At 49.5% G+C, this 23,898-nt stretch carries 20 protein-coding genes and 1 pseudogene; 9 read left to right on the forward strand and 12 right to left on the reverse strand.

All coding sequences use genetic code 11. From position 1 onward, the window contains the following. Positions 1 to 5: 5 nt before the first annotated feature. Complete coding sequence (locus DFP94_RS12010; RefSeq protein ID WP_114496704.1) at positions 6 to 1,766, reverse strand: ABC transporter ATP-binding protein; 1,761 nt, start codon at positions 1,764 to 1,766, stop codon at positions 6 to 8. Positions 1,767 to 1,922: 156 nt separating this feature from the next. On the opposite strand from DFP94_RS12010, the gene DFP94_RS12015 reads away from it, so the two are divergent. The 3 genes from DFP94_RS12015 to DFP94_RS12025 all read left to right on the forward strand — a co-directional run bounded on the left by DFP94_RS12015 (position 1,923) and on the right by DFP94_RS12025 (position 6,231). Beyond that, positions 1,923 to 2,792 carry a LysR family transcriptional regulator gene (locus DFP94_RS12015; protein ID WP_114496705.1) on the forward strand — a complete coding sequence of 290 codons (870 nt, stop codon included), beginning with the start codon at positions 1,923 to 1,925 and terminating at the stop codon, positions 2,790 to 2,792. 355 nt (positions 2,793 to 3,147) lie between these two features. Next, positions 3,148 to 4,086: an aldo/keto reductase gene (locus DFP94_RS12020; RefSeq protein WP_114496706.1), complete on the forward strand. Its 939-nt coding sequence runs from the start codon at positions 3,148 to 3,150 to the stop codon at positions 4,084 to 4,086. 285 nt (positions 4,087 to 4,371) lie between these two features. Beyond that, positions 4,372 to 6,231, forward strand: a complete 1,860-nt coding sequence (locus DFP94_RS12025) for a hypothetical protein (RefSeq protein WP_114496707.1) — start codon at positions 4,372 to 4,374, stop codon at positions 6,229 to 6,231. 121 nt (positions 6,232 to 6,352) lie between these two features. Here DFP94_RS12025 and DFP94_RS12030 read toward each other — a convergent pair whose 3' ends face one another. Both DFP94_RS12030 and DFP94_RS12035 read right to left on the reverse strand, forming a co-directional pair. Next, the gene (locus tag DFP94_RS12030) at positions 6,353 to 6,574 is read right to left on the reverse strand and encodes a helix-turn-helix domain-containing protein (RefSeq protein ID WP_114496708.1); all 222 of its coding nucleotides are present in this window, start codon (positions 6,572 to 6,574) and stop codon (positions 6,353 to 6,355) included. Further along, on the reverse strand, positions 6,526 to 6,867 hold the full coding sequence (locus DFP94_RS12035; RefSeq protein WP_114496709.1) for a sigma-70 RNA polymerase sigma factor region 4 domain-containing protein: 342 nt from the start codon (positions 6,865 to 6,867) through the stop codon (positions 6,526 to 6,528). The genes DFP94_RS12030 and DFP94_RS12035 overlap by 49 nt, the downstream gene beginning before the upstream one ends. A gap of 183 nt (positions 6,868 to 7,050) precedes the next feature. On the opposite strand from DFP94_RS12035, the gene DFP94_RS12040 reads away from it, so the two are divergent. Together DFP94_RS12040 and DFP94_RS26285 are read left to right on the forward strand one after the other, a co-directional pair. Further along, positions 7,051 to 7,263 (forward strand): hypothetical protein, encoded by a 213-nt coding sequence (locus DFP94_RS12040; RefSeq protein ID WP_181873121.1) that lies wholly within the window; start codon positions 7,051 to 7,053, stop codon positions 7,261 to 7,263. Between the two features lie 280 nt (positions 7,264 to 7,543). After that, complete coding sequence (locus DFP94_RS26285; RefSeq protein WP_114496711.1) at positions 7,544 to 8,377, forward strand: methyl-accepting chemotaxis protein; 834 nt, start codon at positions 7,544 to 7,546, stop codon at positions 8,375 to 8,377. A gap of 84 nt (positions 8,378 to 8,461) precedes the next feature. Here DFP94_RS26285 and DFP94_RS12050 read toward each other — a convergent pair whose 3' ends face one another. Beyond that, positions 8,462 to 9,457: a Gfo/Idh/MocA family protein gene (locus tag DFP94_RS12050; RefSeq protein ID WP_114496712.1), complete on the reverse strand. Its 996-nt coding sequence runs from the start codon at positions 9,455 to 9,457 to the stop codon at positions 8,462 to 8,464. Positions 9,458 to 9,546: 89 nt separating this feature from the next. Then, a complete protein-coding gene (locus tag DFP94_RS12055) occupies positions 9,547 to 10,542 on the reverse strand; it encodes a Gfo/Idh/MocA family protein (RefSeq protein WP_114496713.1) in 996 nt (331 codons plus the stop codon). Between the two features lie 173 nt (positions 10,543 to 10,715). Between DFP94_RS12055 and DFP94_RS12060 the strand changes: the two genes are divergently transcribed. Next, positions 10,716 to 11,213, forward strand: a complete 498-nt coding sequence (locus tag DFP94_RS12060) for a hypothetical protein (RefSeq protein ID WP_114496714.1) — start codon at positions 10,716 to 10,718, stop codon at positions 11,211 to 11,213. Between the two features lie 451 nt (positions 11,214 to 11,664). Here DFP94_RS12060 and DFP94_RS12065 read toward each other — a convergent pair whose 3' ends face one another. Continuing rightward, a complete protein-coding gene (locus tag DFP94_RS12065) occupies positions 11,665 to 12,546 on the reverse strand; it encodes a DUF6612 family protein (protein ID WP_114496715.1) in 882 nt (293 codons plus the stop codon). Positions 12,547 to 12,773: 227 nt separating this feature from the next. Here DFP94_RS12065 and DFP94_RS12070 point away from each other — a divergent pair, with 227 nt between their 5' ends. After that, positions 12,774 to 13,346 carry an SLOG family protein gene (locus DFP94_RS12070; protein WP_114496716.1) on the forward strand — a complete coding sequence of 191 codons (573 nt, stop codon included), beginning with the start codon at positions 12,774 to 12,776 and terminating at the stop codon, positions 13,344 to 13,346. A 70-nt stretch (positions 13,347 to 13,416) separates the two neighbouring features. Here DFP94_RS12070 and DFP94_RS12075 read toward each other — a convergent pair whose 3' ends face one another. From DFP94_RS12075 to DFP94_RS12095, 5 genes are all read right to left on the reverse strand, one after another. Continuing rightward, positions 13,417 to 14,847 (reverse strand): YfcC family protein, encoded by a 1,431-nt coding sequence (locus DFP94_RS12075; RefSeq protein WP_114496717.1) that lies wholly within the window; start codon positions 14,845 to 14,847, stop codon positions 13,417 to 13,419. 56 nt (positions 14,848 to 14,903) lie between these two features. Beyond that, on the reverse strand, positions 14,904 to 16,502 hold the full coding sequence (locus DFP94_RS12080) for an amidohydrolase (protein ID WP_114496718.1): 1,599 nt from the start codon (positions 16,500 to 16,502) through the stop codon (positions 14,904 to 14,906). 137 nt (positions 16,503 to 16,639) lie between these two features. Continuing rightward, a complete protein-coding gene (locus tag DFP94_RS12085) occupies positions 16,640 to 17,353 on the reverse strand; it encodes a GntR family transcriptional regulator (RefSeq protein ID WP_114496719.1) in 714 nt (237 codons plus the stop codon). A 101-nt stretch (positions 17,354 to 17,454) separates the two neighbouring features. Continuing rightward, entirely contained in the window at positions 17,455 to 18,270 is an 816-nt protein-coding gene (locus tag DFP94_RS12090) for a fructoselysine 6-kinase (RefSeq protein ID WP_114496720.1), read from the reverse strand. A gap of 57 nt (positions 18,271 to 18,327) precedes the next feature. Continuing rightward, entirely contained in the window at positions 18,328 to 19,296 is a 969-nt protein-coding gene (locus DFP94_RS12095) for an SIS domain-containing protein (RefSeq protein ID WP_114496721.1), read from the reverse strand. 365 nt (positions 19,297 to 19,661) lie between these two features. Here DFP94_RS12095 and glgP point away from each other — a divergent pair, with 365 nt between their 5' ends. Next, positions 19,662 to 21,278, forward strand: a complete 1,617-nt coding sequence (glgP, locus tag DFP94_RS12100) for an alpha-glucan family phosphorylase (protein WP_114496722.1) — start codon at positions 19,662 to 19,664, stop codon at positions 21,276 to 21,278. 201 nt (positions 21,279 to 21,479) lie between these two features. Next, positions 21,480 to 22,633, forward strand: a pseudogene (locus DFP94_RS12105) (phosphodiester glycosidase family protein). A gap of 88 nt (positions 22,634 to 22,721) precedes the next feature. On the opposite strand, the gene DFP94_RS12110 reads toward DFP94_RS12105, so the two are convergent. Beyond that, on the reverse strand, positions 22,722 to 23,711 hold the full coding sequence (locus tag DFP94_RS12110) for a Gfo/Idh/MocA family protein (RefSeq protein ID WP_181873122.1): 990 nt from the start codon (positions 23,709 to 23,711) through the stop codon (positions 22,722 to 22,724). Positions 23,712 to 23,898: the final 187 nt, after the last annotated feature.

Below are 23,898 nucleotides of genomic sequence, written 5' to 3' on the forward strand. Positions count from 1 at the left end.
TCATGTTATCCCGCCGCCTCCTCTGAGAGTTGGGAATCGCAGATTTCCCGATAAGCCCGGCAATCGCGGAGGAGTTGGTCATGCGTGCCGATCCCGGCAATCTGTCCGTCCTCGAACACGATGATTTTATCGGCTTGTTGAATCGTGCTGACCCGTTGTGAAACGAGCAGGACGGTCATTTCCCCGCTGTTCTCCCTAATCGATTTTCTCAATGCCGCATCCGTTGCGAAATCAAGCGCGCTGGAAGAGTCGTCGAGAATCAGAATTTCCGGACGGGAGGCAAGGGCCCGGGCAATGGTCAACCGCTGCTTTTGACCCCCGGACAAATTAAGCCCGCCTCTGGCCACGGGCGTTTCATAGCCTTGCGGAAGCTTCGAGATGAATTCGTCCGCCTGGGCGATGGTCGCAGCCTGCTGTATTTGCTCCTCGGACGCCTGTTCGTTTCCCCAGCGGATGTTATCGGCAATCGTTCCGGTAAAAAGCAATGCTTTTTGCGGCACGACCCCGATCTTGCTTCTAAGCTCACGCAACCTGTATGTTTTCACATCAAGCCCGTCGATCATGACTTCCCCGGAAACCGTATCATAAAATCTTGGAATCAGGTTGACGAACGTCGATTTCCCCGAACCCGTGCCCCCGATGATTCCTACTGTCTCGCCGCGTTGAATTTCCACGGATATACCCTTCAAGGCAGGATCCCCCGTCGCACTGTAGCCGAAGGTTACATGGTCAAAAAAGATGGCCGGTGCAGCCGGCTTTGAACTATTCTGGTAAAGTTCCGGCTCGTTCACTGCCGATCCTGTCTCGCCCGGATCCGCAATAGATGAAGTCGTATCCAGCACTTCATTGATGCGTGCCGCCGAAGACGCCGCTTTGGTAAAAAGAATGATCAAATTGGACACGACGATCAGGGCCAGCAAAATTTGCGTGACATAGTTGATGAACGCAATAATTTCGCCTGACGACAGCGTACCCGCATTGATATGAACTCCTCCGGCCCACAAGACTGCAATAATTGCGGCATTGACGACGAGCGTGGTAACCGGGCTAAGCAAAGCGGATACCCTGCCTACTCTAATGGCGATAGCGGTAATATCATCAGACGCTTCGCGAAACCGCTCCTTCTCCGCCCGCCGTTTGGCAAACGCGCGAACGACCCGGACTCCGGTTAGATTCTCGCTTAACACGACCGCAATCCGGTCCAGCTTCTTCTGATATATCCGATATAACGGAGCTGATTTCGTGATAATAAAATACAAAATAACGGCGAACACGGGAGTGGCCGCTATCAATATAAGCGACAGCCTGAAGTCGAGCAACATCGCCATAATGATGGCCCCGATGCAAATAAACGGTGCACGAATGACGAGCCGGATCAACATGGCTACGGCAATCTGCATCTGGTTCACGTCGTTGGTGATCCGGTTGATCAGGGACGGCGTCCCGAACCGATCGATCTCCGCATAGGACAAACTGGACACGTACTTGAACAATTTATTGCGCAGCGTTGTTCCGAATCCTTGCGAAGCACGGGCGGCGTAATGCTGGCAAATTAGCGAACTCCCGAAACCGAGCAGAGACATGACCAGCATGAGTCCACCCATTTTCAGCACATAGGATATATTCCCGTTGCCGATTCCGTGATTGACGATCAGGGCAACGATGGTCGGCAGAAGCAGTTCTAGAATCGCTTCCAGCAGCTTGAACAAAGGACCGAGAATACTCTCTTTTTTATAAGCTTTCAAATAAATTGCGAGTCTAAACAAAGTACGATCACCCATCACATGAAGTATTTATGTACAATTGACTTTTATAAACTAACTTATATGATTATGGCATACCCCCTCCCATATTAATAATATTGCTTTTATATCCCTTCCATATAGAAAATATATACCAAAGAAAAGGGGTCGTAGATTTCTATGGATATTAGACAATTAAGATATTTCCTTGCTATCGCAGAAGAAGGACAGATCACTTCGGCAGCGAAAAAACTGCAAATGGCCCAGCCCCCGCTCAGCCAGCAATTGAAACAGCTTGAAGAAGAGCTTGGCGTCAAATTGGTGGAACGCGGTCCCCGCAGTGTTCATCTCACCGACGCGGGCGAAATGCTGCGGCGAAGAGCGCAGCAAATTATCGAACTAGCCGATTCCACCTCCAGGGAAATCAGCGATTTCGGCAAAGGATTAAACGGGACGCTTCCGATCGGTACCGTCTCTTCCTCGGGGGCAACTTTACTAACGGATAGATTGTCCGAATTCAACAGAACTTACACCGGAGTCAAATTCGAGATTCACGAAGGCAACACCTTTCGGATTATCGAACTCCTTAAGAGCGGTATCATTGAGGTGGGCATCGTCAGAACGCCTTTCCATACGACCGATTTGGAGATCAAATATGCCGAATCCGAGCCGATGATTGCCGTCATGCATCCCGATTATGACTTGAATCCGCAGCAAGAGAGCATAAAAATTCATGAACTGCGTGACCGTCCGCTCATTATATACCGCAGGTTCGAACAACTGATCCGGGATACGTGCCGGAAATCGGATTTTGAACCGGATGTGTTTTGCAAAAACGACGATGCGCGGACAACCCTGCTATGGGCTAATGCCGGCCTGGGAATCGGAATCATCCCCAAATCGGCGTTGAAATTGGCCAGCCACAATCAACTGATCTACAAGGAAATTCAGAGCGAGGCGCTGCGTACCCGAATCGCGGCAGTTTGGGCCAAGGACCGCTATCTCTCTACGCTCGCGAGGAAGTTTATTGAGAGTTTCGGGGAGGAGTGAAGGGGGCACACTTCTTGAGGTATATAAAGCCGTATGCTAAGATAAGAATAATAAAAGGGACCGGTTGCAGCCGATCCCTCCGTACAACAGCCGCTAAAAGAGCGGTCAGCTTCGGAACGATTCAGAAATAGACCGATTCCTACCAGGGCGGTCTATTTCCTTTTATGGAAAGAAAGTATGATTACAATCAATGTCGCAAACGATATCATTAGCGACCATACTTTTTTCTCGTAGTTTATACTTCCTCTTCCAAAACTCGCACTTAATAGAACTTTTCGTCCGCCCCCCTCCCTTTTCCCCTCCTCTCACCAACTTTGCTATACTATTTACCATCAACCAAAAAGGAGTGGAACACATGGCCACAAAAAACAGACTGGGCAAAACCGATTTATACGTCAATCCGATCGGGCTGGGAGCGAACGCGGTAGGCGGGCATAACATTTATCCGAACCTGCACGAAGAAGTCGGGAGGCAAGTGGTCCGCACCGCTTTGGAGAACGGCATCAACTTTCTGGATACGGCGTTTATCTACGGGCCGGAACGATCCGAGGAACTGATCGGCGAAGTGTTAAAGGAATACGGCCGGCGGGACGAGGTAGTCGTAGCCACGAAAGGCGCCCATAAATTCGTGGACGGCAAGGTGGTCATGGACAACTCCCCGGCGTTTTTGCGGGCATCGGTAGAAAGCAGTCTGCGCAGACTGCAAACCGACTATATCGACCTGTTCTACATTCATTTTCCCGATGAATCGACACCCAAGGACGAAGCGGTCGGCGAGCTTAAAAGATTGAAAGACGAAGGCAAAATCCGCGCGATCGGCGTCTCCAATTTTAGCATCGAGCAAATGCGGGAAGGCAACAAGGACGGCCATATCGACGTGCTACAGGCAGAATACAACCTGTTCAAACGCGATGCGGAAAAAGAACTGCTCCCTTACACGAAAGAGCACGGCATCTCCTTCGTTCCGTACTTCCCGCTGGCCGCAGGCCTTCTCGGCGGAAAATACACCCCGGACACGACCTTTGCGGACGGCCGGGCCCGGAATCCGATGTTTCAGGGGGAAGCTTTTATCCGTAACCTGCAAAAAGTCGAGCAAGTCCGCCGCATCGCCGAAGCCAAAAATGCCGAGGTCGCGCATGTAGTGCTGGCTTGGTATTTAACCCGTGATTCAATCGACGCCCTGATCCCCGGAGCCAAGAAACCGGAGCAGGTACTGAACAACCTGAACACGCTTGACGTCATTTTAACGGCTGAAGAAATTACGAGCATAGACCGAATCTTCCGTCAGGATTAAAAAAGGTTGGAGCAACAAAAGCGAGCAACCTCTAGTTCCCCTCCCCCAGAGATTGTCTACAATAGACAACATTTTGGGGAGGGGCTTTTTATGCGATCCCCCGCGAGCAATCTAACTCATCTTGAAGTAGATCCTTATCCATTCCGGACATTAAGACCTGGGCACACCGCCCTAGCAGCTTCAGCTAATTAAGGATAAAGCTGGATTTTCCGCCCCTTCCTATTCCGCAATAATAAAATGGGGTAATGTTTCCTGAAGAAAACATTTTTGGAAGGGGAACTGCTAGTGTTAAAGCAATTGTCCAAGCTGGTTGTACTATCTCTGACATGCATTCTAATTTGGTCCGGAGGAGCCGGGCACGGTATAGCCGCAACCGCATCCGATCCGGAGGTCTCAGGGCCAGCAACTGAGTGGAGCGCCCTGTATGGAACGAACGCCGCTTCTTCGAACGGGCGGTCCGTAATTCCCACAACCGACGGCGGTTATATCGCCGTAGGAGAAGTCGTAGACTTGAATTCCTCCGGCTATGCCGCCGAGCAGAAGATCTACGTCGTTAAGGTAAACGAAAACGGTGGCATAACCTGGGAGAAAAAGCTGCTTATCGGTGCGGACTCGGGCAAAGCCGGCGGCTCCGCGTACAACGCGATCCAGACTCGGGATGGAGGATATTTGGTCAGCGGGGCGGTTACCGATTACTCCGGCAAGCCGCTAAGAGTACCGTTTCTGGCCAAGCTGGACAGCCAAGGCACGCTCGAATGGGAGAAAAACTATGACACATTGTCGCCTTCTACGGATCTTTACGGAGAATCCATCGCCGAATCGACGGACGGCGGATTCGTCATTACCGGCTTCAGTGCCAACTCGTATGCCCTGGCTTCTGCCTATGTACTGAAGGTGGACGGGACAGGAAATGAAGTCTGGTTCAAAACGTTCCGCTTCGGCGACGATAACCAATACTTCAATGCGCTCATTGCGTCGCCGGATGGAGGGTATGTAGCTGTCGGCACCATCGAGAGCATGCTGAGTTCTGAACAGGACGCCTCCGTAATCGTTAAGCTGAATGACCTGGGTGAAGTGGAATGGGAGAAACGGCAACCTTTGCCCGGCTCCAACCGTTCCGCTCATTCCGTTCAACTGTCCCCGGACGGCGCTTACCTGGTCAATGGTATGCAGCAGCAAGGGAATGAGCAGCAGGCTTATGTTACGAAAATAGATGCCGAAGGGGAGACACTTTGGGGAAAGACATATAACCTCGGCTACGATAATAATGATTATATGACGCAACTTCTCCCTACGGAGGATGGATATGCGTTGTTGGGATATCATGCTTACGGCAGCTATCCCGATCATAGGATGGAATATCAGATCATCACGCTGAATTCGGACTGGGAAATGGTCACTAAGCGTCCGTTTAAAGATTACAACCTTGCCGGAGTAGGCAAAGGAACGGTTGCATCGGATGACGGCTTTGTACTGACCGGGCAAATCAAGGAGAACGATAGTTACCGGATGCAGGTCATCAAAGTCTCCGGTAATGACCTGGGGTCGCCAACAGATCCCGAAATAACGGAACTCCGCTTCGACACTGCGGAAGGAGCCGAGTTAAGCATTGGGGAGCTCAGGCCAAGCGTGATTAACGCCGTCTATGCTGACGGCACCTTCACCGATGTGACAGCCGTTGCTTCCTTCGCCTCGCTGAATCCTGAGATAGCCAGCGTGGACGCTTCGGGTGTGATTACCGGCCTATCCGTAGGTGGTACGGTAATTACTGCGGGATATGGCGGGTTTGAGGCGCAGCTCAATGTCCGCGTGACGGACGGACCCAGCGGCCCGCTTCCGATCACCGGAAAGTACTATCTGGATTCCGAAGATTACTCGCTTTCCATAGGCAGCGAACTCGATATCCAAGCCTGGTTCGAAGATAAAGACGGGAACACTCGCCTCGTAAACGGGGAAACGGAATTTACTGTGACCAACCCGGATGTCGCCCTCATCAATCAAGAAGGCATCATTACGGGTATCGGCCAAGGACTAACTTCCGTGACCGCTGTATATCAAGGCAGAACTTATACCGCAAGCGTATTGGTGGTGCGGCCTTATATACCGGCAGGAGTGGACGATGAGACTTTATCGGATTCCCATTGAACGCCCTTCCGGTTTCTTGGCAGATCTAAATTACAGTTCAGTTTTGATCCGCAAAAAAACTGCCGGGAATCTTCCCGGCAGCCTAATCCCCTGAATCCAGGGGATTTTCTTATTCCTTCCTTCACTTCTCTTCCCGCTCCTTAATCAGTTCCAGGAACTCCAGAATGATATCGGAAACGGCATCCTCGGTTGGCGAGTGGATGTATTTGCTGACCCGCATAATATCTCCTTTATACAGCTCAATCAGTTTTAAAACCGCATCGGGATCGTTTTGTTTCGCTTTTTGCAGCAAGATCAGGAACTCATCATCCGGGACAACTCTTGGATCATTTTGCGTTTCCATTTGTTCACCCCTTGCTGAGTCATATTCAATTCCAGGGCAACTTCGCGCTCGGTCTTGTCTTGCAGATAAATCTCATAAATGATCGTGCGCCCCGTACTGGATGGCAGGGCATTGATCAACTGACGGATCAACATTTTGTTATCAGAAGATGAGTCAAAACTGGATATGGCCGGTTCGAATCCGTTGAATGAACATTCCCGTCTTTTCACGACTTTGGCTTTGTACTGTACCCTCCAGGCGATCCGGTATACTTCCCTACGATACTGCTCGTACGCGGTTGTTTGTTCCTTCAAAATTACCTCCCCCTTCCATATTTCATCTTCTATGTATAGGGAAATGCGAGGGGTAGTCTTACAACCATTAATATGTGAGTTAATTTTAATTATAACATTTTTTCTAATTATTGGTTGTTATTTTCATTCCTTTTTTCTCTATATAAGTGAAAGGGAATTTTCAAAGAAAGGAGGTCCTTGAACATGCAGGTCACGGATATCGTATCGATGGTCGCGAATGTCGGTTTTCCCGTTACGCTTTGTTTTATCTTGATCAAATATGTGCTGCAGACGGTCGGAGAGAAACTGGACCATATGAATTCTACTATAAGCGAGCTGACCCGGGAGATTAAAAGCATGGAAGAGAACAATGACGGACCCGGCCCGGCAGATCAGGCCGGTGCAAAACATCGATGAGCTTAAGCCATCCCAGAGTGCACACCGGATCTTGTTACCGGAAGAGCGAAGGCAGCCCGGCCCCGTTCCGTACATGTTCCTGGCCTTTCCGGCTGCTTCCTGCTTTTCCAGGTCACCTTAGAGCCGTTTCCCCTATCATTCTATTCGGTTACACCCTTGCCCTATAACCGATTCTTATTAATTTTGCATGAAAATTCCGGTTATACTTTGCTCTATATTGTTATATCCCATCACACGCTATATAATCTATTTAAAATTTGATATAGGCGGTTGATCACAGATGAGTATTTTGGATAGCCTTATTGCTTCCGTACCCTACATGCAAAAAATGATCAAAGGAGATATCATGATCGGAATCACCGATCTGGAGAAATTCCTGCTTTATGAGCCGTCCCGAACTATTGATTTTAAAATTCGGCCTGGGGACCCTATCCCGGAGGACGATCGAAATCTTCGCACCGCTCTTGCCGGACAGTTCTCCTCCACCCAACTTCCCGCAGATATTTACGGTATTGCTATTTTAGCGTCCGCGATTCCCGTCCGGGATGAGGAGGGAAAGATCGTTGGAGCGCTGGCTACGGCGCAGTCCATGGAAAACCAGCTGAAGCTGGAAGAAAACATGATGATTATGGACCAGATCACCGGGAAGCTCGTTGACATGGTGCAAACGGTCGCCGCACATTCGGAGGAACTCACGGCGACCAGCGAAAATATGCTGTCCAACACTAAACAAACCGTTGAGAACTCGTCGGAAATCAACCATACGATCGAATTCATTAAGCAAATTTCCGAACAGACCAACCTGCTTGGCCTGAATGCCGCAATTGAGGCTGCAAGAGTCGGCGAACACGGAGCCGGTTTCGGAGTCGTAGCCAAGGAAGTCCGCAAGTTGTCGGTCAGTACACGGGAAGCAACTACCGATATTTCCTCGACTTTGACTAATGTCCAGAATTCGATCCGTCAGTTGGAAACGGATTTCTCGCAAATCGTGCATTCTTCTCAACAGCAGGCTGAACTGGTAACGGATTTTATGACCGTCATCGACCAGTTGAATACGTCCACCCAACAGATGAAAGCCTTTGTGGAGGCGTTCATGCATCAATCCGAAGAGTAACGCAAAGAAAACGGCAGTCCGGCTTTCCCGAGAGGGAAAAGAACAGGCTGCCGTTGTCGTATATAGCCAGGATGATGGCACTTCTTACTCAAATGGATATTTTAGTCCCCATTGCGCCCGGATCTCATCCAGCAGCTTCAAGATACCCAGCGATTCTTCCAGCGGGATAGCCGGACTTTCCTTGAGGCCTTCGAGCAGGCAATAGCCCACTTCCTCCGCTTCAAAGGCGTACCCTGTGGATGATCTTCCGTCGCGATACTTCTCTTCTTCTTTCCCCGTCACCCGGAGGACGGCTTCCTTGGCATTGAGGAAGGAGGGAATATGAATCATCCCTTCCGTTCCGTGAATATACGCGTCATTATTCAAATTCAGCCGAACTGCCCCATTCAGCATAGCTACTTTACCCTGGCCGTAGTCCAACATAATGGAGAATTGCTCGTCCACTCCGGTTTCACCGATTTCGGCTGTACTCCAAATTTTGTCCGGCTTGCTGCCGAATATCATCGAGGCAAAAGAAACCGGATAGATTCCTGCATCCAGCAGAGCCCCGCCGCCAAGCTCGGGGTTCAGCAGCCGTCCCTGCGGGTTCCAGTCGCTGCGAAAGCCGAATTCGGCTTTAACCAGTTTAACTTCACCGATTCGTCCATCTTCCAGCCATTTCCTCACTTGCACGATGGGTGGCAGGAAGCGGGTCCACATGGCCTCCATCAAGAACAATTTTTTTTGCTTGGCCGAAGAAATCAGTTGCTCCAGTTCCAAGCTGTTTACGGTAAAAGGCTTCTCGCACAGCACGGCTTTGCCGGCGTTCAGAGCCGTCAGAACGTTCTCCTTGTGATAGGGATGCGGAGTCGCTACATAAATCGCGTCAATGTCCGGATCGTTCACCAATTCCTCATAACTGCCGTAAGCACGCTCCAATCCGAATTTCTCAGCAAATTTTTCCGCACTTGCCAGCGTTCTTGATCCCGCGGCCAAGCCCTCGCCATTGCCGACGTGGACTAAATCCTTGGCAAATTGCTCAGCAATCCAGCCTGTCCCCATAATTCCCCATTTGATTTTCTTATTCGTGTAATCCCCCATAGTCGGTCTTGCCTCCTGACGAATTGTTTTCTCCATGATTTGATATTACCAAATGGAGCAGGTCAAAAACCAATGTCTTCGCCACCGTTTTATTCAAAAGGGTACCTTAGCCCCCATTGCGCGCGCATCGTATCCAGTTGTTCCATCACCCGCAACGATTCATCCAGCGGCATAATCCCGCTTTCCGTTTGCCCGGCGAGAAGGCGTCTTCCGACTTCCTCCGCCTCGTACTCGTATCCCTTTCCCAGACGATCATCACCGTAAGTCTCCACAAGTTTCCCACCCTCGTATAGCGATACCGAGGGAGCCTTATTCATGGAGGGTAGCGTGATGCAGCCTTTCGTTCCATGGATGACTGCCTCATTGCGCATCCCAAGCCTTATTGCTCCATGCAGGGACGCCACCTGCCCGGAGTCATAGGTTAAGAGGGCCGAAAACTGTTCATCGACCTCTGTCCTGCCTATACGTGCATGGCTATAGATCTCCCTCGGCTGGGCACCGAAAACCATCGATGCAAAAGATAACGGATAAATACCTACATCGAGCAGCGCCCCGCCAGCCAGTTCCGGACTAAGCAGCCTTCCTTCCGGATCCCAGTCCGCCATGATCCCGAACTCGGCCTGCACGAGGCGGACCTCTCCGATCCTTCCGGCCCGTACCCATTCCTTGGCTTTTTGCATGGGCGGTAAAAAGCGCATCCACATGGCCTCCATTACAAATACCCTTCGCTCCCGGGCAGCGGAGATCAGCAATTCCAATTCTCTGCTGTTAACGGTAACCGGTTTTTCGCACAACACCGCCTTTCCGGCCCGGATGCTGTTCAGGGCGTTCTCCAAATGATAGCGATGCGGCGTTGCGACATAAATGACATCAATCTCGGGGTCGTTTACCAATTCCATGTAACTCCCGTACGCACGGGGGATTCCAAATTGAGCGGCAAATAGCGCCGCATTACCGGGCTTACGGGAGCCTACCGCATAAGCCGCCCCGTTACTTGTATGGGACAAATCGGCGGCAAATTGCTCCGCGATCGTTCCCGTGCCCATAATCCCCCACTTTATCGGTCTGTGCCCTGCCTCTTTCATATGCCCTCCCCCTTAGTTTGCGTTCTTAAAACTTGTACCCTTTATCGGCAAATATGAAATAGCCCTAACTCTCGCAGCGTTCTCACATTCACATTCTTTGATTCGCCATGGCAAAATCCTTTATACTGAAGATATTGAACAATTGTTACGATAATATGTGCCGGAGGCGGATCATGCTTACCTTTGAACAAAAATTAAACCTATTGGATTCTTATCCCGAACTGGAGCGAAAAGATGTATCACTCGGCCGGGTGAACTATCAATTGGATAAAAGCGTCCACGACAAAAAAACCGTGGCATATCACCTTCACCCTAACGGCAACGGCTTCATTTATGCCGGACTGCTTCAGGATTATGACTTTGATGATAAAGGCTATGTAAATATACGGGATTATTCCGAAGAAGAATTGCGCAGCCTGCTGGACAAAAGTATTCGCTCGCTATCCGAGAGCGGGGAGGAACCTGAAACAACGGCTGCCAAGCCGGACATTCCGCGCAGTGATTCTCCGGGCGGCATGTGGACCGATTCAAGCGGCGGGACGCTTACCCTGAAATATGAGGATGATCTATGGTATGTCTACTCCGGCATCAATCTCGAGATGGTATTCGAAACAAGAGAGGAAGCAGGCGAATACTTAGCTGAAGAAGGCTTCACGCCTCTAAAAAAATAAGGATCAAACGCAGCCCGGCAAGACGGAGCTGCGTTTTCTTTTATTTAAAAAACAATTTTCTAAAATTGTTCAAAAAAATGTTTGATTTTCGTCACAAAATGTTCAATAATTAAGTAAGACACAAATTGTTCACAATTAACCAACCATTGCGAATTAAAGGAGCTGACTACACATGTGGGAACCAGGAAGCAGCAAGTTCAAGAGCGGCACATTTGGCTGGATTATCTCACTGGGTATCTTCTATGCCGTCTTCTATACGGCGTTCACCCTTTACTCGATTCACGGGCAATAAACCCCGTTTCTTGTAACCGTTGTCACAAGGTTGAATTTGATAAGCCTACGGCCGTTGCCGCAGGCTTTTTTGCATTTTTGCATGCTTCTTTAAAGGCAGCGATCATAACAAAACGGCTGAACCCGGTACATTCCGGGTCCAGCCGTTAATCGAACAGTTTTATTGCGCGCTATCCAGCGCTTCTTGAGGAATTTCGATTTTGTCAATTTCGTCGTATTTCGAAATCGTGCTATCCATAGTCATATCCAGAGAAACGCTCTGCCCTTCAACATCCATGTTCATCGCCATGGCCACGGTGGATTTGCTCGGCAAGAACGTCTCTTTATTTACCGCATACGAAATTTTAATGTTTTTAATATCCATTTGCTCAAGCATAGCCGCTGTTTGTTCGTTTTCCCCGCCGGACTGACTCATCAGGGATTTCGCAAGCTCCTTCAAACCATCGCCGGAAAGGTCAGCAGACAGAACGAATTCGTCCCCTTCTTCGACCACCTTGGCTTCATTGGCAATGGATTTGAATTGTTTGAGCTGCGCTTCGGGACTGGCCGATTGCTCCATGCTTGCCAGCAGTTCATCGCGGGTTTCGTCCGGAAGCTTGACCCAGGCTCCGTTCATCTTGGAATAGATGCCCTCTTGGGTAATATATTGCTCAACGTTCTGGCTTCCTTGCTCTCCCATATTCATGTCCATAATTTGATACATGGCGAGAGGATCCTTTACCATGTCAATTTTCATCGTCATATCGACCTTCTGTTCCTGCTTCTGATCGCCTTGCGCAATTACGATATTCTGATTGACCTTGGCATCCATGGAAAAGCTCTTCAGCTTTTCGCTTGCTTCGGTCGCCTTTTGAATCATCTCATCAACTGTAGGCACTGCTGCTTCTGCCGGTGCATTTGTCCCGGTTTCCGCTACTGCCTGATTCGCCGAGCCGTTAGCCGCTCCATTCGCTTCTCCGCCGTCGGCTGCCTTTTCCTTGCCGCATGCTGTAATACCTAGTACCAGAATTGCTCCCAATAACGCTGCTGTCCATTTCTTCAACTGAATGTTCCTCCTAAAATTATGTAGTCTCTTGATATTACCCAAAACATACCAGTCCGCAACAGGGAATAAAGTCTCAATTTTGCGATTTTTAAGAGTTTGCCGATTGGTAAAATTGACCTATCTCTTCCGGAATATCGTAGTTCTTCTGAAGACTGCGTTATAATAGAAAAAACGCTGCTTCCCCCGTTTTTCCCGGAATCGGTTATGAAAGGAAGAGCTTTGCTTTGAAAAACTTGCTGGTCACCGGTTACCGTGCGCACGAACTCGGCATATACAACAATAAGCATCAGGGAATTCCTTATATTCGGCAAGCGATCGCCGCTCGCCTGATCCCCCTGATCGAAGATGGGCTGGAGTGGGTGATCACTCCCGGCCAATACGGCGTGGATTTATGGGCCTGTGAAGCCGTCCTCGAGCTAAAGAAATCTTTTCCCCATTTAAAATGTTCCATCATTACCGCCTTCAGCAATCCCGAAGAACAGTGGAACGAAGAGAAACAAAATTATTATCGCGAACTGATCCGCAGTGTCGATTACTATGGTTCCATAAGTAAAGAAGGCTATCAAGGCGTTTGGCAATTCCGCGCCCGCGATGAGTTGCTGTTCCGCAAAACGGACGGCATTCTGCTCGTTTATGATGAAGAAGCCGGTGAAGCCAGCCCGAAATACGTCAAGGAGCGCGCCCTGAAAAAGCAGATGGAGGAAGGGTATGTTTACATTCAGATCGGTCCGGAAGAAATTCAGGCGGTAGCGGACGATCTGCAAGTTTGGGAGGACTATCCCGAACTCGAATCATAAGGCCTCTTTATATTACATCGGCCTGCCGTTTCTGCGGTTGACAGTCGGCAGGCCCATGCATTCTTTTATCTTACATTCCAACAGAAGCCGAGATCGCCGCAAATACGGCTGCTATAATCCACAGGACCACAAAGAGCTTCATTATTACTTTCAACCACTGCCCAAAATTAATCCGTGCAATAGCCAATCCGGCGAGCAGCACTCCGCCTGTCGGCGATATAAGGTTCGTCAGGCCATTTCCGAACTGGTAAGTCGTAACGATCGCTTCGCGGTTAATTCCTACCAGATCGCCGAGCGGAGCCAGAACCGGCATAGTCAATGCCGCCTCTCCCGAAGAAGAAGGCACCAGGAAAGTAATGACATTGTGCACCAGCAGCATAATGGTAGTGAAGGCGTAACTTGGAAGACCCTTCAGCATATCGGCAAGGGAATTCAGGATCGTGTCGATAATCATCCCATTTTCGGCTATGACAAGGATTCCCCGTGCCAAGCCAATGATGACGGCGGCATATACAAATTCCCCGCATCCTTTAACAAAATTTTCTGCCATCTCCCGTTGGCTCATTCTGGATACGATTCCGGCAAATAATCCAAGCGCCAGGAAGAGCGCCCCGATTTCCGTCATGTACCATCCTTTCGCCAATATCCCCCATACGATCAGGCCCAGAACTACAACAAATCCTATAATAATAAACCGGTCACGTTTGGAGAAAACAACGGCTTCGCCAGTATCTTCCTTCAGAAACAGTGGACGCGTAAGCAAATCGTTTTGAAACACGATGGATTTCTCCGGATTTTTTTTCACCTGGCGGGCATACCACATCGTAAATGCAATCGATACGCCGGTAAAAATAATCCATTCAATAAATCGCAGCCATAATTGGGGGTTTCCCTGGACCCCGGCCACCCCCTGTGCAATCAGGACCGAGAATGGATTGGTCGTGGAACCGACATACCCGATCTGCGTACCCAGGTAAAGAATTAGAATGGCCGTCATAGAATCGAAACCGAGCGCAAACATTAAAGAAATGAATATCGCATACAGCGGAATGATCTCTTCACTCATGCCAAACGTCGAGCCGCCGAGGCTGCAGATCGACATAGCGATCGGGATCACAAGAATCCCTTTACTTTTGAGCCTTCGTGCCAGTGCCAGCAGACCCCGGTCAATCGCTCCGGTCTGAAGAATGATGCCGAAAGCGCCACCCACAATCAATACAAAGGAGACGACATCGGCCGCGTTTATAACGCCTTCCATCGGTGCGCTTAATATCTGGGGAATTCCCTGCCGCAAATCTCCGTCAGCGCCGCTCTTGGAGACTGTATGATATGTGCCCGGAACGATCGCCGATTTGACCATGCCGTCCACGGTGACCTCTTGGCGGTCAAACTGCCCGCTTGGCACGATCCAGGTCAGCACGGCCATCAAAATAATGATGAAAAAAATGAGCGAATAGCTGTGAGGTAGGGACCATTTCCTTTTATTCTTTAACGTTTCCATATTAATCCCTCATTCCGGAATTGTATAAGTTTAAAATAACGTTATGATACGTATTGTTAGAAGTCATATTCTTCCCCGATTTGATTGATCTCATCATGAGTGATTTGTCCGCCGAACAGCGTCAAAACCGCCTTTGCACTTCTCAGCTCATGAGGAGGTGTTTGAAGCAGGTTCCGGTCGAACACGACTATATCAGCATATTTCCCCTGCTCAAGGGTACCTGTTTTGTTTTCCATAAAATTATGCTTGGCTCCATTGACAGTCCAGGCTTTCAGCACTTCCGCCGCTGTCATTCCCTTCTCAGGAAACCATCCTCCTTCCGGAGAAGCATCCGGGAATAACCGGGCACTTGCCGCATAGAGCGAATCAGGCACGCTCGTGATGAATAACGGGAGATCGGTGCCGATCGTAACCGTAACACCCGCGTCCAGCATCCCTTTATAATTATAGAACCTGTCTTCTTTATCTTTTCCCGCTACCTCCGCCATATAAGATGCTTCATACGAAGGGTTAAGCAGCAAAATCTGCGCGTATATTTCGGCAAAAATGTCTTGCTCCGCCATTCTCTTTAAATCGTCAGGGCACGGGTATTCCATATCGCTTATGGAGTGGCGGGCATCCCTTACGCCATTTACTTTACGGCATTTCTCGAATATCGATACCGCATGGCGAATCGCTGCATCGCCTTCGGCTGTCAGCGTGCACTTCAGCCCGTTCCGATCCGCCTCCATCACCGAAGCCTCGATTGCTTCATAATCCACCGGCCGCAGGTTAGTCACGCCCGGCATATCTGCGTAAGGCTCCAGCATGTCTCCCGTATGGTCGGCCACCACCCCGTCAACCATGATTTTAAAACCTTGGAACCGGAGCAAGTCGCCGTTAAAGTTAGCTTTACATTTCAGACCAAAGGCAATATCGAGCGGCTGCTGTACCGGTTCCAGCGCAAAGTGGACGCGCAGGGGAAGTTCACCATTTGCAGCAAGCTCTGTTAATACCGGCAGGAGGCCTTCGTAGTTATCAAAACCGATATCTTTAATGGATGTGACTCCCCGGCCCGCCAGCATTCGGCAAAACTCCAAAAATTCTGATTTCAACTCTTCCCGGTCTTGAAGCATTTCCTTCAGCAGAGAGGCTCGGGCCTCAGCACTGCATTGATCAGGAGTAAAGCCATACCTCTCGACCGCTATCCGGTTCATCCAGCAGTAGCTTTTGTAACGGTTAATAGCAACGACGACCCGGTCCGGAAACACGACATCCAGCAAAGCTTGCTCCGGCAAATCGCCCCACGAATCCTGGTCCCAGCCGTAAGCGTATACATTTTCGTCTTCAGGCAGTTCTTCAGCATAACGGATCAACAATTGTAGCGCTTCCAATTCTGACTCGGCTTTCGACAAATCCAATCCCCGGTGCATAGACATATACCCGGTGAAAAAAACATGATTATCGTGGATCCCCGGCATAATGAGCTGATTGCCAAGATCATGGACTTTCGTCGCCGGCCCAATCCATTTCCCCGATTCTCCCTTGGGTCCGACAGCGTATATCAACTCGCCTCCAACGGCAACAAACCCGGGTCGTGCCTCGTCTTCCAATCCCGTGAAAACTGCGTTCGACATTAACACGATATCTGCATAAGCTTCGCTTGCTGTTTCCATGTCATCCCTCCTTAATACGAATCTAATAATCCGTCCTTTTGCCAATACGTATCATAACGTTATATTCAATTTTTTACCGCTCCTTATTTTTTGGAAGGAGCTGGTTCAAGACGACACTAGGCAAAAGGACGGAACGGTCAAAGTGTAAACTGATATCTGTCACCGATCATGTACTGCTTACCTACATGAACAGGCATTCCCTGCTGGTCGCAAATTACCGTTTTCAAATAAAATAACGGCTTTCCGATTTCCGTCTCGAGTAGAAGGGCCTTTTGTTCGTCGGCCAGAACGATTTCCAGCGTGGATTCGCCCGGCTGATTCGGATCGATTCCGTACTTCTCCCTCAACAGCTTATACAGTGAGCCTTCCAAAGGCTCATCCATCAAATAGGAGAACCGGTTGTACGGGTAGTAATTGTTCTCCAGCATGATCGGGCTCTCCCCGGCGTATCTTTTCCGCTGAATATAGAGTGCCTTTTCTCCCTTGCCCAGTTGAAGGCTATTCTGAAGATCAGCGCCTGCGTCGATGACCTCCCTACGGATTACCTCACTACGGGAAGTCAGTCCGTTTGCTTCGCAAGACGCCGTAAACCCGATGAGATGCTCGATTTTACGGCCAATTTTAGAGCGGTTGACGAATGTCCCCTTCCCCTGCTGTTTGGTCAGGTACCCCTCTTGGGCCAGTTCCTCGACCGCTTTGCGAACCGTGATGCGGCTAACATTGTAGCGTTCGCTTAATTCTATCTCCGTCGGAATCTTTTCCCCCTGGCTGAATAAGCCGTTGGAAATTGCCGATTGAAGCGCTTTCTTCAATTGAACGTATAAAGGCTCGGGATGCTCTGAATTTAACATATATACCTCGCTTGTTATATAACGTTATAGTCTCTTCTCCAAAGAGTAGCAAACGTTTTGCTTTTGTACAAGCGAGACTTCGCGGTCCAGAAGAAAATACATCATTCAAAAGGTACGCCGAAACCGAAGGAGCCTTCCGTCAAACAGCTCTCTGCCGCAAACCGGGCGCCTTCACGCATGGCGATTTGAATATCATGGTCCTTCAGATAGCTTAACAGGAATGCAGCGATAAAAGAGTCCCCTGCCCCCATCGTATCGACGGCCTCAACAAATGCCGGGGATTGATAATAAAAGCGGCTCCCGTCATAGACCATCGATCTTTCACTGCCGCGGGTGGCGATAGTAAATTGGCCTTCCCTTTTCCATTTCGCTTGGATGTATTCCCGTGTAGCTTCATCGGACAAATGACTGCAGGAAAAGAAGGCAAAATCCGCGTATGGAATATACCGCTCAACCTGTTCATCTTCGAAATCATCGGAAAAATCAAAGGAGATCGGCACACCCAGCGATCTAAGCTCGGGAAGCAGGTGCCCGGTATGGCTGTAAAGTCCGGTGTGCATGACGGAAAAGGTTCTGATATAAGCTCGATCCTCTTCATCCAGCTTCAACGGATTGAGTCTGGTGACCCCGCCTTCATTACTCCCCAGGAAGACCCGGTCTCCATTTTCCAGGGTCACCCTGGCGCAACCGTTCTCTCCTTTACAATGCCTGCTTCTCGAAATATCAATCCCAATTTCTCGCAAGGTTTTCTCGACATGATGTGCTTCGCGGTCATCCCCGAATACGCCGATAAATGCAGCCTCTACCTCTAGTTTTTTGGCAAACACACTAAAATTCAGTGCATTGCCTCCAGGATACATTGTTTTTAAATGGACGTATTTATCCACCACATTATCGCCAATTCCCAATACCTTCATCTTTTGCACCTGCTTTCGGCAACTTTCAAAACATTCGCATTTTGAATACTTAACTGATTAGTATGCCACTTTCCCCATGTAACGGCGGGTTTCCAACGGATGGTTACGTACGTCCGCCAGCGCTTCACGGTAGACGCACAGGATGCTGTAGAACAAGACGGGATTGAAAAACTCCACAACCTCATCGGCAATGGTGCTGATTCCCAGTTCCTTCGCGTCCACGACTTCCACTTTCTCCGCATATTTCTGAAGGAATGACAAAGCGCGTTCGTCAAGGGCGCGAGTGCGTCCTTCGTTCATCATTAGAATAAACGGCGTTTCCTTATCCGTCACTTCAAAAGGACCATGGAAGTATTCTCCGGAATGAATCGGCGCCGCATTCAGCCACTGCATTTCCATCAACGAACATATAGCAAATCCATAGGCATGGCCATAGGAAGCCCCGCTGGTAAGGATGTAGAAGAGCTCTTCGGCCCGGTATTTGTCTGCAAAAACTTTAGCCCTCGGAGCTACCAGTTTTTTCCCTTCTTCAATGATTCCGTTGATTTTTCCCATTCCGTTGTGGAAGGCTTCATAATGATCATAACCTTCAGCATTCTTCAAAATTTCCACGCTCAACTCCAGAATAATGGCCATCGGATTGTTCTTCACGTCACTGTCGGCGCCCCACTCATACAAAAACGGAAAATCCGAGTATTTCAATAAATCCGCTTCCTTGTTATGAGTCAGTCCGATCGTATGCGCCCCCTGTTCTTTGGCGGTTTTGGCCGCTCCCACCGATTCCGGTGTGTTGCCTCCGTGCGAGCAGACAATGACAACCGAGTCCTTGTTCAGACGTTTTGGCCGTGCATGAATAAACTCATTAGCGGTATACAGGCCGGTCACGATTTTCTTGGCCTCGCTCTCCAAAAAGTATTTCGACGGGTACATATCCACCAGGGAACCGCCGCAGGCCACGAGATATACTTCAGTAATCCCATTTTTTGTCTTCTCGCTGATTGTGCTGATCACTTTAGAAACGTTCATGTAAGATCTCTCCTTTTATATAACGTTATATAACGTATTGTTTACATTTCCAATATAACCGCTTTCAAAATGGTAGTCAAGCAAAAAAATATTATCCGGGACCCGCATCAAATGCAAACGTTTGACTATTCCAAATGAAATCATCAGGAGTATTTTGCCATCGATTTTGCTTTTTTTTCGATTTCGTCAATTTTTTTGTCAATTTTAGCTTCTTTTTCGAATAAGATATGGTAAAATATTTCTCGAAATCGCTTTCACATTGGGACTCTCTTTTCTAAAAGACAAACGTTTGCACAAATTGCATTCTACTTGATTTGAAAAGAAACTGCCGATGTATCCATGAATAATACGAGGAGGCTTACCGAATGAACGAGAAGAAATTGCCTACTGTAGCTTATTTCAGCATGGAGTACGGACTTCATTCCGACTTTAAAATGTACGCGGGCGGTCTGGGAATACTGGCCGGAGACTACATTAAGGGCGCAAAAGATATAAACGCGCCGATTGTTGCGATCGGAATCAAATGGAAACAGGGTTATACGGATCAGAGAATTGATGAAAACGGAAAACCTTATGACACGTACCACAACTATGTTTACGATTTTCTCGAAGACACCGGCGTAAAAGTTACCGTCAAAGTCCGCAACACCGACGTTGTCTGCAAAGTATGGAAAACCGAACAGTTCGGCAACAGCTCGCTTTATCTGCTCGATACGGACATTCCTGAGAATGGCGATGCCTGGATTACCGGTCAACTTTACGGCTGGTTCGGCGAAGAGCGGATTGCCCAGGAAATCGTGCTCGGCATCGGCGGCGTGAAGGCCATGCGTGCGCTACAGATCCCGATCGACGTGTACCACTTCAATGAAGGCCATGCCGCATTGGCCGCTACGGAGTTGATCCGCGAAAAAATGTGCGCCGGCAAAACTTTTGAGGAAGCCTGGATGGCTACGCGCGAAGAAGTCGTCTTTACGACCCATACGCCGATTAAGGAAGGCAATGAAACCCACCCTCTCGACCGGCTTGAGTATATGACCGCTTATAATGGATTGACCCGCGATCAAATGGAGCGTATCGGCGGCAATCCGTTCAACATGACGGTCGCCGGCTTACGTCTTTCGCGCATTTCCAACGGGGTAGCCGAACTTCATGCGGACACTTCCAACAAAATGTGGAAGGAAGTTTCCGGCCGTTCCGAGATTATCGGAATTACGAACGCCATTCATACGCCGACCTGGGTAGATGAGCGCATGACCGCCGCTTACGAGAAAGGCGGAGATTTGTGGGCTACCCACATGGAAATCAAGCGCGAACTGATTCAATTTATTAAAGAGCGCTCCGGCATTTCCCTGAATGCGGACAACCTGCTGATCGGCTTCTCCCGCAGAGCCGCCCCTTACAAACGCAGTGACTTAATTTTCTCGCAACCGGAAATCATTGAACCTTATCTGGAGTCCGGCAAAGTCCAGATCGTCTTCTCCGGCAAAGCACATCCATTGGACGACACCGGCAAAAAAATCGTCAGCAACCTCGTGTCGATGATGAAAAAATATCCGAAGAGCGTAGTTTTCCTGGAGAACTACGATATGACGATCGGCGCCCAGTTGACCCGCGGCTCGGACATCTGGCTTAACAATCCGCGCAGACCGCTGGAAGCAAGCGGCACATCCGGGATGAAGGCCGCAATGAACGGGGTGCTCAACTGTTCGGTCCTGGACGGCTGGTGGCCGGAAGCCTGCATCGATGGAGAGAACGGCTGGCAAATCGGCGACGGCTTCGAGACGACCGATTTTGAAGTGCTCGATCGTCATGACAGCGACGCCTTGTACGACACCTTGCTAAACCGCGTACTGCCTACTTACTATGAAAACCGCAACAAATGGGTGCAAATGATGAGCAAGAGCATCGAGACTACCCGGGAAGCTTTTGCTACCAAGCGGATGCTGGAAGAGTACTTCAATAAAATGTACATTAAGGCCTAATCCATTTATATAATAATGCGACTAATTGATAGCCAGGCTGCGGTTCCTTGTGGAGTCCGCGGCCTGGCTATTGATTTAGGCATGAGATATTGACAGGCTGAATGGAAATATCCAATCAGCCATCCTATTTATCGAAACCGGGGCTTGTTCCGATATTACATTAGTAAAACTACAACACAGAAAAAGGAGAACTTTACCAGCATGAAAAGAACAGTCATCCCGGGATTGTTGGCCCTACTTGCCTTCATTTGCCTCATTCCATCCAGTCTGGCTGCAGCACCCGCAGCAGCGCCAAAGAGCGTGGTGCTGATTGACGCCAAGAGCGGCAGAGCCTTTGCGCCGATCTCGTTTTTGAAAGGATTTGCCGGTGCCGAGGTCCAGTGGACCGATGCAGAGAAACGCATCGATATCGCTGACGGAGATAACCGCCTCGCTCTCTTCACCGGAAAGACGACGGCGCAGGTCAATGAGGCGCAAGTCAGCTTAACCGACGCTCCGTTCAGCGAGAACGGAACGACCTACGTCCCCCTGCAGTTTGTAAGCCAGATGCTGGGATACTCGCTGGAATGGAGCAAGAACCCCTCCGTGGTCAGCATCAGCCGCGACGGCAATACGGTCGTTCTGCCGGCCGTGACGCGCGGAGCGTTTCCAAGCGGCAGCAAGCCGATCGTTAGCGCCAGCAAAACCTTCAAAGTCGGCAGCCGGTCATTCTCCGTCCAAATGATAACGGTATCGCTTTTGCATCCGAAGATCGGATTGGATGTCGTCCTGGCGGGGAACAAAGCCGGTAACGTAGAGGATTTGAGCAGTATCGCCAAGCGCAGCAAGGCAGCCGTCGCCATCAACGGCACTTTTTTTGACGCATATACAAAGATAGCTATAAAGCACCTTACGGATACATAGTGAGCGGCGGGGAAATTGAAATGAAAGCCTCCGGCGACCGACGCACGATTTTTACCTATGATAAAAATCTGCTGGCCGATCTGATACCGGGCGGGGATTTTAATGAGCGATTTGCACAAGGCACGGTTCAAGGCGCATTGCAGGCCGGCCCCCGTCTGCTGGTAAACGGCAAGGTGTCCCTCGACGTCAAAACAGAAGGGTTCAAGGATCCGAAAATCCTGACAGGCGGAGGCGCCAGAAGCGCTCTGGGACTTACGCGCGACCATAAGCTGATCCTGCTGACGACCGGCGGAGCAACCATCCCGCAGCTCGCCGAAATCATGAAGCAAGCCGGAGCGTATCAGGCCATGAACCTGGACGGCGGCGCTTCCAGCGGACTTTATTACAATGGGAAGTATTTGACGACACCCGGCAGGAAGATAAGCAATGCGCTTGTAATTACGTACCAATAGGACAATGCAGCTAAAAAAGTCGATCCCTCACGTAACGGGATCGACTTTTTTTCGCTGAGGACCTAAGCGATGGTCTATGTTCACTTTTTCAGAATTCATCCGCCGGAAATTTCAGGCCGATCTGACGCCGGGCATCTTCCATGATTTCCGCGACGATTAATGAGTTTTCCAGCGAGTTTACACTGCTATCCCGCTTGCCGGATTGCACGAGCTCAATAAACTCCCTTGCCTCGTAAAACATCGACTCCTGCATCTGCGGTTGCCGAAGATCTTCCACGGTGCCGTCCCGATACAGTATTTTTACGTCGTATGGCTGATTTACCTTATCGATGACGAGCGTGCCGTTTTCGCCTTGAATTTCGGCAGGAGCGTACGAGTCGGCAATTTTGGAATACATGATTACGGCATCCATATCGCTATACCGCATCAGAATGCTTCCCTCTCCATCTACGCCCGATGACAGCATAATGCCGGTCGCCTGAACCGCTTCCGGCTTTCCGAACAATGTCACCATCGGATAAATGCAATAGGTTCCCAAGTCCATCAATGCGCCGTTCGAATAAGCGGGATTGAAGGCGTTAAGCACATTCCCCTGCTTGAACGCATCAAAGCGTGAAGAATATTGGCAGTAGCTGGCAAAATACCGGCGTACCCGCCCGATTTTGTACAAATTATTCGTGATGACCCGGAAGTTGGGCATCAACGTGGATTTCATCGCTTCCATCAGCAGCACGTCATTGTCGCGCGCAGCCTGAATCATGCTCCGGGTTTCGGCAACGTTGGAAGCAAGCGGCTTCTCGCACAGCACATGCTTGCCATGATTCATGCAAAGGATCGCGTGCTCCGCATGAAACGAATTCGGACTGGCAATATACACGGCATCGATCTCTTCGCCGGCCACCATGTTTTCCAGATTGGTATACACTTCAGGACTGTTACTATATTTAGCGGCAAATGCCCTGCCCTTCTCTTCCGTGCGCGAATATACGGCAGCCAGAATAAATTGTTCCGTCTCCTCAGCCGCTTGAATAAAGCGTTCCGTGATCCAGTTCGTTCCGATAACTCCAAATCGAAGCACTGAATTCATCCCCCTTTTTCTAAATATTCTCTAATGTATTCTCTCATTAGGTGACACTCCATGTCCACATGCTGTCTTAAAATGATTCGAACTTCTCAATTTTTGAACGGAATAACCAAGAGAACACGGTATGCACCCGGTTTCTATGAACTAATTATTATTTCCATAATTATGGAGGTCATGCAAC

This window comes from Fontibacillus phaseoli, from assembly GCF_003337355.1.
GTDB lineage: Bacteria > Bacillota > Bacilli > Paenibacillales > Paenibacillaceae > Fontibacillus > Fontibacillus phaseoli.